This window comes from Streptomyces sp. AA1529, assembly GCF_000280905.1.
Lineage (GTDB): Bacteria > Actinomycetota > Actinomycetes > Streptomycetales > Streptomycetaceae > Streptomyces.
In genome coordinates this window covers 1-13,175 of sequence record NZ_ALAP01000101.1, presented here as the reverse complement: position 1 = coordinate 13,175, position 13,175 = coordinate 1, and the positions used below count along the sequence as shown (strand labels likewise).

Below are 13,175 nucleotides of genomic sequence, written 5' to 3'. Positions count from 1 at the left end.
GCGGCGCGGGAGCGGCGGTTGCCCACTGCTGGAGCGGCGCCCCGCAGGGTCTCGGAGTGTGAGCCGACACATTGTCATTACTGGCCTGAGCGTCCTTGCGCCCGGTTCGACGGACACCGAGGGCTTCTGGAAGATGATCACTGCGGGGCGCAGCGCCATCCGCAGGACCACAGCCTTCGATCCGACCGCGTTCCGCTCGCAAGCGGCGGGAGAGATCGACCTCGACCCCCTGGCATGCGGGTTCGGCCACCGGGAGATCCGGCGGCTGGACCGGGCCGGGCTGCTGGCGGTGACCTGCGCCAGGCGGGCGGCCGCGGAGGCCGGGATCGCCGCGGGGAGCGGCCTGGACCCCACGCGTCTGGGGGTGAGCGTGGGGAACGCGGTGGGATCCGCCACGAGCATCGAGAACGAGTACGTCGTCCTCTCCGACGAGGGACGCGAGTGGCTGGTCGACCAGAGCTACCAGTCCCCGCACCTCTTCGACTACTTCGTGCCGGGCTCCCTCGCCCGCGAGACGGCCTGGACGGTCGGCGCGGAGGGGCCGGTCTCCGTCGTCTCGGCCGGGTGCACCTCCGGCATCGACGCCCTCGGCCACGCCTGCCAGCTGATCCAGGAAGGCAGGGCCGAGGTGATGGTCGCCGGCGCCACCGACGCTCCCGTCACCCCGATCGCCGTGGCCTGCTTCGACGCGATCAAGGCCACGACCCGCCGCAACGACGACCCCGAGCACGCCACCCGGCCCTTCGACCGGACCCGGGACGGATTCGCCATCGCCGAGGGCGCGGCCATGCTCGTCCTGGAGGACAGCGAGCACGCGCGGCGGCGGGGCGCCGAGGTCTACGGGACGATCACCGGGTACGCCGCGCAGTCCAACGCGTACCACATGACCGGGCTGGCCCGGGACGGCGACGAGATGACGCGCGCCATCGGGCTGGCGCTGGACGAGGCCCGCGCCGACCCCACGTCCGTGGACTACGTCAACGCGCACGGCTCGGGAACCAAGCAGAACGACCTGCACGAGACCGAGGCGTTCAAGAAGGCGCTGGGCGGCCACGCCTACGACATCCCCGTCAGCTCCATCAAGTCGATGATCGGGCACTCGCTGGGGGCGATCGGCGCGATCGAGGTGGCCACCTGCGCGCTGGCCATCCGGGACGGCGTGGTGCCGCCCACCGCGAATCTGCACGAGCCGGACCCCGAGTGCGATCTGGACTACGTGCCGCTGGAGGCGCGCGAACGCGCCCTCGACACGGTGCTCACGGTCGGCAGCGGCTTCGGCGGGTTCCAGAGCGCCATGGTGCTGGAGAAGTGGCGAGGAGGCCGCGGATGAGCAGGAGTGCGAGCACCGACGTGCTGATCACCGGGCTGGGGGTGACCGCCCCCACCGGGCTGGGGCCCAAGGAGTACTGGAACGCCACGCTGGCGGGCGGCCAGGGCATCGCGCCGCTGCGGGAGTTCGACCCGGAGCCGTACACGGCGCGGCTGGCCGGTCAGATCACCGGATTCGACGCGGCGGCGCACCTGCCCGGGCGGCTGCTGCCGCAGACCGACCGGGTCACCCGGCTCGCGCTGGTCGCCGCCGAGCAGGCGCTGGAGGACGCGCAGGCGGACATCGGCGAGCTCGGCACCTACGAGTGCGGTGTGGTCACCTCGAACGCGACCGGCGGCTTCGAGTTCTCGCACCGCGAGATGCGGAAGCTGTGGTCCAAGGGGCCCCAGCACGTCAGCGTCTACCAGTGCTTCGCCTGGTTCTACGCCGTGAACACCGGCCAGATCTCCATCCGGCACAAGATGCGCGGCCCCGGAGGGGTGGTGGTGGCCGAACAGGCGGGCGGACTCGACGCGATCGGGCTGGCTCGCCGCACCCTCAACCGCGGCCGCGGCCGGCTCATGCTCACCGGAGGGGTCGAGTCCTCCTTCGACCCCTGGGGGTGGGTGTCGCACCTGGCCTCCGGCGCGGTCAGCACGGCCACCGATCCGGCCACCGCCTACCTGCCGTTCGACCGGCGGGCGGAGGGCTATGTACCGGGAGAGGGGGGCGCCGTACTCGTCATGGAGGCGGCCGACCCGGGGCGCGCACGGCCGGGCCGGGCCCCGTACGGAAGGATCACCGGCCACGCCTCGACCTTCGATCCGGCCCCCGGGGTGCCGCGGCCGCCCGGTCTGCAACGGGCGATCGAACTCGCGCTCGCCGACGCCGGCCTGCGGCCGGACGCCGTCGACCTGGTGGTCGCCGACGCGGCCGGAGTACCCGAACTCGACGCCCGGGAGGCCGCGGCCCTGCGCGCCGTCTTCGGCCCCTTCGGCGTCCCCGTCTGCGCGCCCAAGACCATGGTGGGCCGCCTGATGGCCGGCGGCGGGCCGCTCGACGTGGTGTGCGCCCTGCTCGCGCTGCGCGACGGCGTCATCCCGCCGGCGGTCAACATCGGCGAGCCCGCCGCGGACCACCGGATCGACCTCGTGCGTGACGAACCGCGATTCGGCCCGCTGTCCACCGCGCTCGTCCTCGCGCGCGGTGCGGGCGGCTTCAACTCCGCGGTCGTCGTCGAGCGCCCGCCGTCCTGAGGCCCGCCCCGCTCCCGGGCCTCCCCCCGATGCTCCCCGCAGTCCGCTGAAGTGCCCCCGTACGCCGATCCGCCGCCGAGAAGGGACCCGCTCACATGCTCAGCCTCGACCAGCTCCTGGAGATCCTCGCCGAGTGCTCCGGCGACCAGCAGGCCGCCGCGCACGGCGAGGAGGTCCTCGACCGCGAGTTCGACATGCTCGGGTACGACTCCCTGGTGCTGCTGGAGACCTCGGCCCAGCTCAAGCACCGCCACGACGTCGACATCCCCGAGGACGTCATCCGCGACCTGCGCACGCCGCGCGCCGTCCTGGACTACGCCAACGTGCCCGCCGAACGGGACTGAGGCGCACCGGTACCCCTCCGCGCCTCGTCCCGCCCACCACCGTGCCGCAGGAGCCAGCAGATGGACGCGCCGACACCGACCACCCAGCGCCCGCGGGTCGTCTTCACCTTCCCCGGCCAGGGCGCCCAGCATCCCCGGATGGCCGCCGGACTCTACGGCGTCTCACCGTCCTTCACCGCCGCCATGGACCACGCCTTCGAGGCGCTGGGCCCCAGCGGGCGGGCCCTGCGCGCGGGCTGGCTGGCGACCGAGGCGCCCGCCGCGTTCGACGACATCTCCTACGCCCAGCCGCTGTTGTACGCGGTCGACTGCGCACTGGGAACCATGCTCGCGAAGGCGGGTCTGCGCCCGGACGCGGTGCTGGGGCACAGCGTGGGAGAGCTGGCGGCCGCCACCCTGGCGGGCGTCTTCAGCTTCGACTGCGGGCTGCGCTACCTCTCCGAGTACATCGGGGTCTACCGGCACGCGCCACCCGGCGGCATGCTGGCGGTGGCCGCCGCTCCCGAGGAGGTCGAGCCCCATCTGGGGCCGGACGTCGTCATCGGGGCCGTCAACGGCCCCCGTCAGGTGCTGCTCTCCGCTCCGGAACCGGCCCTGGGCCGAGTGGAGAACGCCCTGCGCCGGGCCGGTGTCACCTGCTCCCGGGCACGCGCCCTGCAGCCGTTCCACCATCCGGTGATGCGCCGGGTGGCCGCCGCGCACGCCGACGCGCTCACCCGCCCGCCGCTGCGCCCGCCGCACACCACCGTGTTGTCGGCCTACACGGGCCACACGCTCGACGAGGCGACCGCCACCGACTGGCGGTTCTGGACCAGCCAGCCGGCCGAGCCCGTGCTCTTCGGCCCCACGCTCCAGCGCCTGCTGAGCAGGGGCCGGCACCTGCTGGTGGAGACCGGTCCCGGGCAGAGCCTGACCGCCCTGGCGCGGCGCACCCGGGCGGTCGCCGACGGCGACACGGAGGCACTCGCCCTGCTGCCCGCCCGGGCCGGCGCCCCCGACGACGACGTGAAGTCGGTGCGGGCCGCACTGGAGCAGCTGGCCGCCGGGCCGGGCGCCCCCTCGGCGCTGTCGCCGGACTTCTGAACTCCCGGCCACACCCCGGGACCACGCCCCGCAGCAGCGCTGCAGAAAGGGAGACGCATGCACTTCCCAGAGCTCGACCCGTCCGACGTGGCGGCGTTCCGTGCCGCATTCCGCGGTGAGTTGGTGTGGCCCGGAGACGCCGACTACGACGAGGCCCGGCGCATCTGGAACGGCACCGTCGACCGCCGTCCCGCACTGATCGCCCGCTGCTCCGGCACCCAGGATGTGGTGGCGGCGGTGGGGTTCGCCCGCCGCAGCGGACTGGTCGTCGCGGTACGCGGCGGAGGCCACAGCATGGCCGGGCACTCCACGTGCGAGGGCGGGATCGTCATCGACCTCTCGCCGATGAACGGCGTCCGGGTCAGCCGGCGGCGGCAGCGCGCCCGGGCGCAGGGCGGCTGCCTGCTGGGCGCCTTCGACACGGCGACCCAGGCGCACATGCTCGCCACACCGGCCGGCGTCGTCTCGCACACCGGCCTGGGCGGACTCGTACTGGGCGGCGGCTTCGGCTGGCTGAGCCGCAAGTACGGGCTCTCGGTCGACAATCTGGTCTCCGCGCAGGTCGTCACCGCGGACGGCAGTGTCCTGACGGCGAGCGAGGAGGAGAATCCGGATCTGTTCTGGGCGGTGCGGGGCGGCGGCGGAAACTTCGGGGTGGTCACGGAGTTCGAGTTCGGCCTCCACCCGGTGGGCCCCGTCCGGTTCGCCAGCACCTACTACTCGCTGGACGAGGGGCCGCAGGTCATCCGGGCCTGGCGGGACCACATGGCGACGGCACCCGACGAGCTGACCTGGGCCCTGTATCTGCGCCTGGCACCGCCGCTGCCCGAACTGCCGGCCGAGCTGCACGGCAAACCGGTGATCTGCGCGATGAGCTGCTGGATCGGCGATCCGCACGAGGGCGAGCGGCAGCTGGAGGCGATCCTGCCCGTCGGCAAGCCGCACGGGCTGACGAAGGCCACGCTGCCCTACCGGGCCCTGCAGGCGTACTCCTTCCCCGGCGCGGTCGTGCCCGACCGGGTCTACACCAAGAGCGGATACCTGGCCGAGCTGGACGACGCGGCCATCGACACGGTGCTGGAGCACGCGGCCGACATCGCCTCCCCGTTCACCCAGCTCGAACTGCTGTACCTGGGAGGAGCCGTGGCCCGCGTCCCCGACGACGCGACCGCCTTCCCCAACCGCCGCACACCCTTCGTGATCAATCTCGCCTCCGCATGGCGGGACCCGACCGAGGACGCCCGCCACACCGCCTGGGCCAGGGACGGCTACCGGAAGCTGGCCGACAGGCTCTCCGGCGGCTACGTCAACTTCCTCAACCCGGGGGAGGCCGACCGCACGCGGGACTCCTACGGCGAGAAGTACCAGCGGCTGCGGGCCGTCAAGACCCGCTACGACCCGGCCAACCTCTTCCGCCTCAACCAGAACATCCCCCCGCACGCCCCCTGACCGGCGCGCCGCGTGCGCCCTTCGCCGTACCACCCCTGCCCCGGATCCGGTTCCGCCGGACCCGGGGCAGGGGCACACCCAGCCGCGTTCCGCCCGACGCCCCCGAACAGGAGCCGCCATGACCGCCGACCACCGGAACCTCTCGGCACTGGTCGACCGCACTCTGGAAGCCGGTCTCAGCGACAAGGCCGCCCTCCTCGGGCCGCAGGGTGCGGTCGGCTACGGCGAACTGCACCGGAGGATGTGCGGCATGGGGCGCGCCCTGCGCGCGCTCGGAGTGGAGCGCGAGCAGCGGGTGCTGCTCGTCCTGGACGACTCACCGGCCTTCTTCACGGCCTTCCTGGGTGCCGCGCGGATCGGTGCCGTGCCCGTCCCGGTGCCGCTCACCTCCCGGACCGGCCCCGAGCAGATCCGCTTCTACGCCGGTGACAGCTATGCACGGGCGGCCGTCGTGGAGGCGGAACGGTACGAGGAACTGGCCCCGGTACTGCGGGAGACGGGCGTGACCGTGATCAGCGGCGGGCCGTCCGGGGCGGCGGACCGGCTCTGCCTGCCGGACCTGGTCGAGGCCCACGAGGGCGCGCTGGATCCGGCGACGACGCACTCCGAGGACCCGGCGCTGTGGCTCTACAGCTCGGGCTCCACGGGCAACCCGAAGGGGGTGGTCCACCTGCAGCGGGACATCGCACCCGTGTGCCGGCAGTACGCGGGCGAGGTCCTCGGCCTGACCGGGGACGATGTTCAGCTGTCCACCACGAAGCTCTTCCACGCCTACGGCCTGGGCAACAGCCTGCTGTTCCCGCTCTGGTCCGGGGCCACGAGCGTGCTGCTGCCCGGCTTCCCCGCACCGCACCTGGTGCTGGAGTCGATCGAGCGGTTCCGCCCCACGGTGCTGTTCTCCGTACCGGCCCTGTACAACGCCATGCCGCGCTCCCCCGAAGCCGGCCGCCGGGATCTGGGCTCGCTGCGGCTGTGTGTCTCGGCGGCCGAGACGCTGCCGGTCCACGTCTGGCAGCGGTGGCGGGACCTGTCCGGGCTGGAGGTGCTGGACGGGGTCGGCTCCACCGAGATGCTGCACGTCTACTGCAGCAACTCCCCGCGGGCGCTGCGCCCCGGATCGTCCGGCAGGGCCGTGCCCGGCTACCGGATCCGGCTCGTCCGCCCCGAGGGCGGCGAGGTCGAGGGACCGGGCAGCGGGGAGATGTACGTGCAGGGCGGCAGCATGATGGACCGCTACTGGCATCGGGCCGACCGGACGCGCGCGGTGCTGCACGGCACCTGGTACCGCACCGGTGACCGCTACCGCCGCGACGAGGACGGGTATTACTGGTTCGAGGGCCGCGCCGACGACATGCTGAAGGTGTCCGGACTGTGGGTCGCGCCCACCGAGATCGAGGCCGTCCTCCAGGAGCATCCCCAGGTCGCCGAGGCGGGCGTGGTCGGTGTGGACACCGAACGGCTGACCCGGATCAAGGCGTTCGTGGTGCTGCGCCACGCCGAGCAGGGCTCCGAGGATCTGGCACGGCGGCTGCGGCAGTGGTGCGAGCACCGGCTGCCCAGCCACCAGTTCCCGCACCTGGTGGAGTTCGTCGCGGCCCTCCCCCGCACGGCGACCGGGAAGATCCAGCGCTTCGCCCTCCGGAACCGGGAGGACGCCGTGGCGGACGGCGCCGCCGGGCACGCGGAAGCCGCCCGCGCCGGATGACAGGCGCGGACGGCCGCAGTACCCGGGCGCCGGCGGCTCAGCCGGGGGCCGCGGCGGCCCGCGGGCTCAGGTGCAGGCCCGCGAGGCGCAGCCGTCCGGCCCCGCCGGTGACGATGAGCGTGAAGCGGAAGGCTCCGCTGGCGTCGGCGTCCCCGTTCACGCTCTCCTGGGTCTGCGCGGCCACCACCACGGCCGTCCCGCCGAGGATCCGGATGCGCAGGTCACTCACCTCGAAGGAGGAGTTGCGCACGGTTCCCGACCGGTAGCGCTCCAGCCACTGCTCGCGGCTGCGGATGAACCCGCGGGGTCCGACGCCCGTGAAGTCGTCCGCGAGCAGTCCGTCCAGTGCGGTGTGGTCGCCGCGTTCCTCGGCCGTGCTCCAGTCCCGGACGAAGTCCGCGACCGCCTGCTCGGACAGAGTCGTACTCATGGCTCTCCTTCCCGCCGGGTGCTCAGTGCACCGGCGCGGCGTCGGCGGCGAACCCGTCGCCCGTCAGCTCCGCGGCCAGTTGCTCGACGTAGTCGGTCAGCGTGACGTCCCGGTCGAGGAACGGCACGATCGCGCGGGTGCGTTCGTAGAGCGGCCGGGTCCAGGACGACAGCTTGTCCGCGCCCCGGATGTCGACCGCCTGGCAGGCGCAGAGCAGTTCGAAGGCCACGACGTAGGCGGTGTTGGCCACCACTTCGCGGGCCCGGCGTGCGGCGACGAATCCGAAGGAGACGATGTCCTGGAAGTCCGCGGTGGTCGTGAGGGACTGCACGGACATCGGCACGGTCAGGGTGCGGGTCTCGGCGGTGATCGAGGCCGTCATGAACTGGCCGCCCATCAGCCCCAGCCGCAGGCCAGGATCCTCCCGGCAGAGGAAGGCGGGCAGCCCGTTGCTGTTGCTCTTGTCCAGGAAGCGGTCGACGCGCCGGTTGGCGAGGTTGGTCACGGTGGCCAGTGCCAGCGTCAGGTGGTCCATCGCCATCGCCACGTACTGGCCGTGGAAGTGCCCGTTGTGGAACACCTCCGACTCCTCGGGCAGCACGATCGGGTTGTCGTTGGAGGAGTTCAGCTCGTCCTGCAGGGTCGCGCCGATCCGCTCCAGCACGTCCACCACGGGACCGAGGATCTGGGGCGTGCACCGGATGGAGTAGGCGTCCTCGATCGCCAGCGAGCCCGCCTTGGCCTCCGTTCCCATCTCCCCGACCAGGGTCTGCTCGGTCTCCAGTTCGTTGACCGCCAGTCGCGAGTCGGCGAGCCCCTCCCACAGCCGCGCGGCCACCGCATGCTGGCCACGGTGCGGTTTGACGCTGTGCACGCGCGGGTCGAAGGGCTTGGTCATCCCCGCCAGGCCCTCCGCGGAGAGCGCCGACACCTGCTGGTACGTCCCGACCAGCCGATCGGCGGCCCGCAGCACCATGGTGCCCAGGCCGACCATGCCGGAGGTGCCGTTGATCAGCGCGAGGCCGTCCTTGTAGCCCAGCTCCATGGGTTCCAGACCCGCCTGGTCGAGGGCCTCCTGTCCGGAGAGCGTCCGGCCCCGGTGGCGGGCCTTCCACTGGCCGGCGCAGACCAGGGCGATCGCCGCCAGCGGGCCCAGGTCGCCGCTGGTGCCCAGCGACCCCTTCTCCGGGACGCACGGCACGATCCCGGCGTTGAAGACGGCGACCAGCTTCTCCAGGTTCGCCGGTGTGATCGCGGAGTTGCCCCGTGCCAGGGAGACGATGCGGGAGAGCATGATGGACCGCACGGCGGTGTCGTCCAGGTGGGCACCCACGTTGGTGGCCACGGCGTTGAGCAGGTTCTCCTGGAGCTGCCGCGCCCGGGAGACCGGGACCAGATGGTCGACGAAGCCCCCCATGCTGGTGTTGACGCCGTAGATGACGCGCTCGTCCTGGACGAACTTCTCCAGGACTGCCCGCGAGGCACCGACCCGGTCGCGGACGGGCGCGGACAGCCGAACGGGGGTCCGCTGCCGCGCCACGTCCTCGAGCTGGTCGAGCGTGACGTTCGTGTCGAGCTCTATGACGAAGGTCATGAAGTTCCCTTAGCGGCCGGAAGATCGGTGGACCCCGCGCACGAGCTGCCGGCCCGTACGACGGGACACGTGCCGCGGCACGCGGGCGGCCTCCTGGACGCGGCCAGGCGGTTCCGCACGCGGTGCGCCGCACCGCCTTCACTCAAGCGCCCCGCGCTCCACGCCGAAGCAAGGCGGTCTTGAGCCCCGTCCAAGGCCGGCGCCCGCCCGCGCGCCGCCGGTGCCCCGGACGCGCGGGGAAGGGCGACGGTCCCCGCCCCCGCCCGGCCCGGGGACGCCGGTCCCTCCGGCCGGCGCCCGCTACGGGGCGACGGGCGCGCCGGTGTCCGCGTCGGTCACCGTGATGGCCTCCACCGGGCAGCACTCCGCGGCGTCCCGTACCGCCTCCTCGGCATCGACGATCTCCGCCACGGGCTCGGCACGGCCGTCGTCGGTCATCCGGAAGCGGGCGCAGGCACCCGCACAGGCGGCCGATCCGATGCACTGCTCCGCGTCGACCGCCAGCCGCCAGCGCGGGGCCGCGGGCTCCCCCGTCACCAGCGCACCGGCAGCGTCCTGGGGCCGCGGACCTGCATCCCCGTCTTCCACTCGATCTCCCCCTCACCGACCGCCGGCCGCAGGCCCGGCAGGCGGTCCAGCAGCGCGCCCAGGGCGACCTGGAGCTCCATCCTGGCCAACTGGGCGCCCAGGCAGTGGTGTACGCCGTGTCCGAAGGCCAGGTGCGGGTTGGGGGACCGCTCCCAGTCCAGCGTGCCCGGGTCGCTGAACACCCCGGGGTCCCAGTTGGCCGCCACGGTGGGCGCGAACACCGTCTCGCCGGGCCGCACCCGCCGCCCGCACAGCTCCACCTCCTCGGTGGCCACCCGCGCCCGGAAGCTGCCCGAACCCAGGGGGATGAACCTGAGCAGTTCCTCGACCGCGGCCATCGGCATCCGCCCGTCCGCATCCGGTCGTGCCGCGCCGTCGGGCTGCTGGAGCAGCAGATAGGTGCAGTTGGCGAGCTGGCTCGCGGTGGTCTCGTGGCCGGCGATGAGCAGATCGCGGGTGAGGAGGACCAGTTCCTCCTCGTCGAGCCGCCCCTGCCGGCTGTCGCAGATGTCCACCAGCGCGCCCAGCAGGTCGCCGGCCGGCTCCTGCCGCCGCTGCCGTACCAGCGTCGCGAAGTAGTCGGCCAGCGCCTCGGTGGACGCCGCCATCTCGGCAGGGGTGCACGCGGTGGTGGACAGCAGCGCGTCGGACCAGCTCCGCAGTTTCTCGCGGTCCTGCCGGGGCACGCCGAGCAGATCGCAGATCACGGTGACGGACAGCGGCAGCGCGAAGGAGGTGACCAGGTCCGCGGGCGGGCCGGCGGCCTCCATGGCGTCCAGCAGCTCCCGGGCGATCCGTTCCGTGCCGGGCCGCAGCTCCTCCACCCGGCGCTTGGTGAACACTCCGGCGACGGTCTTGCGCAGCCGGGTGTGGTCCGGCGGGTCCAGCGACATCAGGACGCCTTCGCCGGCCGGGTCCGGCTGGATCCGCGGAGCCCGCTCGTGCAGCGTCCCGGCTCTGCCGAACCGGGGATCGCCCAGCACCGTCCTGATGTCCTCGTAGCGTGTCACCAGCCAGGCCTCGCCGCCGTACGGGAGGCGCACCCGGCTGAGGGGTTCGGATTCGCGCAGCGCCGCGAAGAGCGGCTCCATGGACAGGCGTGCGGGGGTCTCGAAGGGAAAGTCCCGTACCTGCCGGCTGTGGGTGGTCACTGACTCCTCCTGTGCGTCGAGGGGGACGTGCGCGCCGTCCACCCGGCCGGCCCGAGGCCGGCGGGAGGCCCGGCGGGAGGCCGTGGTCCCGGCCCGGCGCGTGACCGGGACCCGCCGTCGGACGGTGGTCGGCTGCTCAGGGGCGGACGGGGGCGGCGCCGAACAGTCGGGCCAGGTGGTAGCGCAGCACGTCGCGGGCCTGGTCGGGGGTGCGCTGTCCGACCAGAACGCTGGTTCCGACGCCGTGGCTCAGGCTCAGCAGCCGGGCGGCCTCCGCATCGGGATCGAGGTCGCTCGCGAGCTCTCCCGCGGACTGCGCCGTGCCGAGGATCCCGGCGAGCTGGCGCTCCAGCCGGTCGGGGCCCGCGACGAAGGGCTGCGCGGCCAGCTCGGGGTCGGTCATGGCGAGCACGGCGTAGGACATCCACACGAGGCGGAAGGTGTGGCGTGCCTCGTCGGCCGGCAGCGCCTCGTCGACGAAGGCCTCCAGACAGGCCCGGGCCGAGTCGGGATCGTCCAGGGCCGCGAGCCGCTCGGCCCACCGCTCGTGGCTCAGCCGCTCCAGCCGCAGCAGCGCGGCGTGCAGCAACTCGGCCTTGGTGTCGAAGTAGTACTGCACCAGGTTCAGGGACATCCCCGCCTCAGCGGCGACCGCGCGCAGCGTCACCGCGTGCAGCCCGTCGCGTGCGGCCACCCGGACCAGGGCGTCGGCGATGTGCGCCCGGCGCTGGGTGTGGTCGACGCGTTTCGGCACGGTGGCCCCTTTCCGATCGGCGCGTTTTCATAGTACCGCTGTACTATAAAGTCCGGGCGACGATGGGGAAAAGACATGGGACAACGCGAAGGCCGGGCCGCCGGCGGCCCGGTGGAGGGCGCGGAGCGGGCCGGGGTCCTGACGAGCCGCCAGACGGCGCTGCTCTGGCTGGCCTGCGCGGCGCAGTTCATGGTGGTTCTGGACGTGTCGGTGGTCAACGTCGCACTGCCGTCCATCCGGACCGCTCTCGGCTTCGACGCCGCGGGACTGCAGTGGGTCGTGGGGAGCTACGCACTGGTCTTCGCCGGCTTCCTGCTCCTGGGCGGCCGCCTCGCCGATCTCTTCGGCCGCCGGAGGGTGTTCCTGTGGGGCCTCGTGCTGTTCTCCGCCGCCAGTCTGGTGGGCGGCCTCGCCGTGGCGCCGGGCCTGCTCATCGGGATGCGGGCCGTCCAGGGGCTGGGCGCCGCGGTACTGGCCCCGGCCACACTGACGGTGCTGACCACCACCTTCGCCGAAGGCGCCCGCCGCACCAAGGCGTTGGCGATCTGGACGGCCGTCAGCTCGGCCGGCGGCGCGGCGGGCAACCTGATCGGCGGCGTGCTGACCGACACGCTGTCCTGGCGCTGGATCCTGCTCATCAACGTGCCCATCGGGGCCGCGGCCGTGCTGGCGGCCGTGCGCCTGCTGCCCGCCGACACCGAACGCAACGGCTCCGGACGGCTCGACATCCCGGGCGCGGTGCTGGCCACCCTCGGGGTCACCGCGCTGGTCTACGGCGTCAACCAGGCCGGGAAGCACAGCTGGGGCGACCCGACCACACTGGCGGGACTGGGACTGGGTGCCGCGGCACTGACGGCCTTCGTGTACGCGGAGGCCCGGTTCGCGGCGGCGCCGCTGATGCCGCCGCGGCTGGTGCGGCTGCGGCCGATCTGGGCGGGCAACGTCACCATGCTGCTGGCCGGGGCCTGCTTCATCCCCATGTGGTACTTCCTCTCGCTCTACATGCAGGACGTCCTCGGCTACGGAGCCCTCGCCACCGGGGTCGGCTTCCTGCCGCACACCCTCGTCGGCATCGCGGCCGCGCGGCTGGCTCCGGTCGCCATGCGCCGCACCGGCGCCCGTGCGCTGATCGTGCTCAGCGCCCTGCTCGCCGCGGTCGGTTTCCTGTGGCAGAGCCGCATCGGGGAGCACAGCGGCTACTGGGGCGGCCTGCTGGGACCCGCGATCGTGATGTCCGCCGGGATGGGCTTGCTGATCACCCCGATCACCACCACCGTCACCTCCGGGGTGGAGGAGCAGGACGCGGGTGCGGCCTCCGGGCTGATGAACACCACCCGCCAGCTCGGTGGGGTCGTGGGACTCGCCGCCCTCGTCACCCTCGCCACCGCACACGCGGGTGGGGACCTGGCGTACCGGTCGGTGTTCGCGGCGAGCGCGGCGGTGTGCGCGGCCGTGGCGCTGATGGCCTGTGCCCTGCCCGCGGCGCATGCGCCGGAGCCGGCACCGGTCGGG

At 73.3% G+C, this 13,175-nt stretch carries 12 protein-coding genes; 7 read left to right on the top strand and 5 right to left on the bottom strand.

What is annotated here, in order from left to right:
• The first annotated feature begins 58 nt into the window (after nt 1-58).
• The 6 genes from A949_RS0129740 (at nt 59) to A949_RS0129715 (ending at nt 7,146) form a co-directional block, all read left to right on the top strand.
• On the top strand, nt 59-1,330 hold the full coding sequence (locus A949_RS0129740; RefSeq protein WP_026005160.1) for a beta-ketoacyl-[acyl-carrier-protein] synthase family protein: 1,272 nt from the start codon (nt 59-61) through the stop codon (nt 1,328-1,330).
• Nucleotides 1,327-2,565 carry a ketosynthase chain-length factor gene (locus tag A949_RS0129735; RefSeq protein ID WP_019359707.1) on the top strand — a complete coding sequence of 413 codons (1,239 nt, stop codon included), beginning with the start codon at nt 1,327-1,329 and terminating at the stop codon, nt 2,563-2,565. The genes A949_RS0129740 and A949_RS0129735 overlap by 4 nt, the downstream gene beginning before the upstream one ends.
• Nucleotides 2,566-2,660: 95 nt before the next feature.
• Nucleotides 2,661-2,909: an acyl carrier protein gene (locus A949_RS35065; protein WP_019359706.1), complete on the top strand. Its 249-nt coding sequence runs from the start codon at nt 2,661-2,663 to the stop codon at nt 2,907-2,909.
• Between the two features lie 60 nt (nt 2,910-2,969).
• Nucleotides 2,970-3,992, top strand: a complete 1,023-nt coding sequence (locus A949_RS35060) for an acyltransferase domain-containing protein (protein WP_019359705.1) — start codon at nt 2,970-2,972, stop codon at nt 3,990-3,992.
• 57 nt (nt 3,993-4,049) lie between these two features.
• Complete coding sequence (locus A949_RS0129720) at nt 4,050-5,441, top strand: FAD-binding oxidoreductase (protein ID WP_019359704.1); 1,392 nt, start codon at nt 4,050-4,052, stop codon at nt 5,439-5,441.
• A 118-nt stretch (nt 5,442-5,559) separates the two neighbouring features.
• A complete protein-coding gene (locus A949_RS0129715; RefSeq protein ID WP_019359703.1) occupies nt 5,560-7,146 on the top strand; it encodes a benzoate-CoA ligase family protein in 1,587 nt (528 codons plus the stop codon).
• A 37-nt stretch (nt 7,147-7,183) separates the two neighbouring features.
• On the opposite strand, the gene A949_RS0129710 is transcribed toward A949_RS0129715, so the two are convergent.
• The 5 genes from A949_RS0129710 to A949_RS0129690 all read right to left on the bottom strand — a co-directional run bounded on the left by A949_RS0129710 (nt 7,184) and on the right by A949_RS0129690 (nt 11,663).
• Nucleotides 7,184-7,576: a nuclear transport factor 2 family protein gene (locus tag A949_RS0129710; RefSeq protein WP_019359702.1), complete on the bottom strand. Its 393-nt coding sequence runs from the start codon at nt 7,574-7,576 to the stop codon at nt 7,184-7,186.
• 22 nt (nt 7,577-7,598) lie between these two features.
• The gene (locus A949_RS35055) at nt 7,599-9,170 is read right to left on the bottom strand and encodes a phenylalanine aminomutase (D-beta-phenylalanine forming) (protein ID WP_019359701.1); all 1,572 of its coding nucleotides are present in this window, start codon (nt 9,168-9,170) and stop codon (nt 7,599-7,601) included.
• Between the two features lie 300 nt (nt 9,171-9,470).
• Nucleotides 9,471-9,707: a ferredoxin gene (locus tag A949_RS0129700; RefSeq protein ID WP_019359700.1), complete on the bottom strand. Its 237-nt coding sequence runs from the start codon at nt 9,705-9,707 to the stop codon at nt 9,471-9,473.
• Nucleotides 9,704-10,909 carry a cytochrome P450 gene (locus tag A949_RS0129695; RefSeq protein ID WP_019359699.1) on the bottom strand — a complete coding sequence of 402 codons (1,206 nt, stop codon included), beginning with the start codon at nt 10,907-10,909 and terminating at the stop codon, nt 9,704-9,706. Before A949_RS0129695 ends, A949_RS0129700 begins: the two co-directional genes overlap by 4 nt.
• Nucleotides 10,910-11,045: 136 nt before the next feature.
• Nucleotides 11,046-11,663, bottom strand: a complete 618-nt coding sequence (locus tag A949_RS0129690; RefSeq protein WP_019359698.1) for a TetR/AcrR family transcriptional regulator — start codon at nt 11,661-11,663, stop codon at nt 11,046-11,048.
• 75 nt (nt 11,664-11,738) lie between these two features.
• Between A949_RS0129690 and A949_RS0129685 the strand changes: the two genes are divergently transcribed.
• Nucleotides 11,739-13,175, top strand: a 1,437-nt coding sequence (locus A949_RS0129685) for an MFS transporter (RefSeq protein WP_019359697.1), incomplete at its 3' end; no start/stop codon positions are given.

What these genes read in the sequence shown, in the direction of transcription:
- A949_RS0129735 (WP_019359707.1), top strand. Translation starts at nt 1,327, where the DNA reads ATGAGCAGGAGTGCGAGCACCGACGTGCTGATCACCGGGCTGGGGGTG.
- A949_RS35065 (WP_019359706.1), top strand. Translation starts at nt 2,661, where the DNA reads ATGCTCAGCCTCGACCAGCTCCTGGAGATCCTCGCCGAGTGCTCCGGC.
- A949_RS35060 (WP_019359705.1), top strand. Translation starts at nt 2,970, where the DNA reads ATGGACGCGCCGACACCGACCACCCAGCGCCCGCGGGTCGTCTTCACC.
- A949_RS0129720 (WP_019359704.1), top strand. Translation starts at nt 4,050, where the DNA reads ATGCACTTCCCAGAGCTCGACCCGTCCGACGTGGCGGCGTTCCGTGCC.
- A949_RS0129715 (WP_019359703.1), top strand. Translation starts at nt 5,560, where the DNA reads ATGACCGCCGACCACCGGAACCTCTCGGCACTGGTCGACCGCACTCTG.
- A949_RS0129710 (WP_019359702.1), bottom strand. Translation starts at nt 7,576, where the DNA reads ATGAGTACGACTCTGTCCGAGCAGGCGGTCGCGGACTTCGTCCGGGAC.
- A949_RS35055 (WP_019359701.1), bottom strand. Translation starts at nt 9,170, where the DNA reads ATGACCTTCGTCATAGAGCTCGACACGAACGTCACGCTCGACCAGCTC.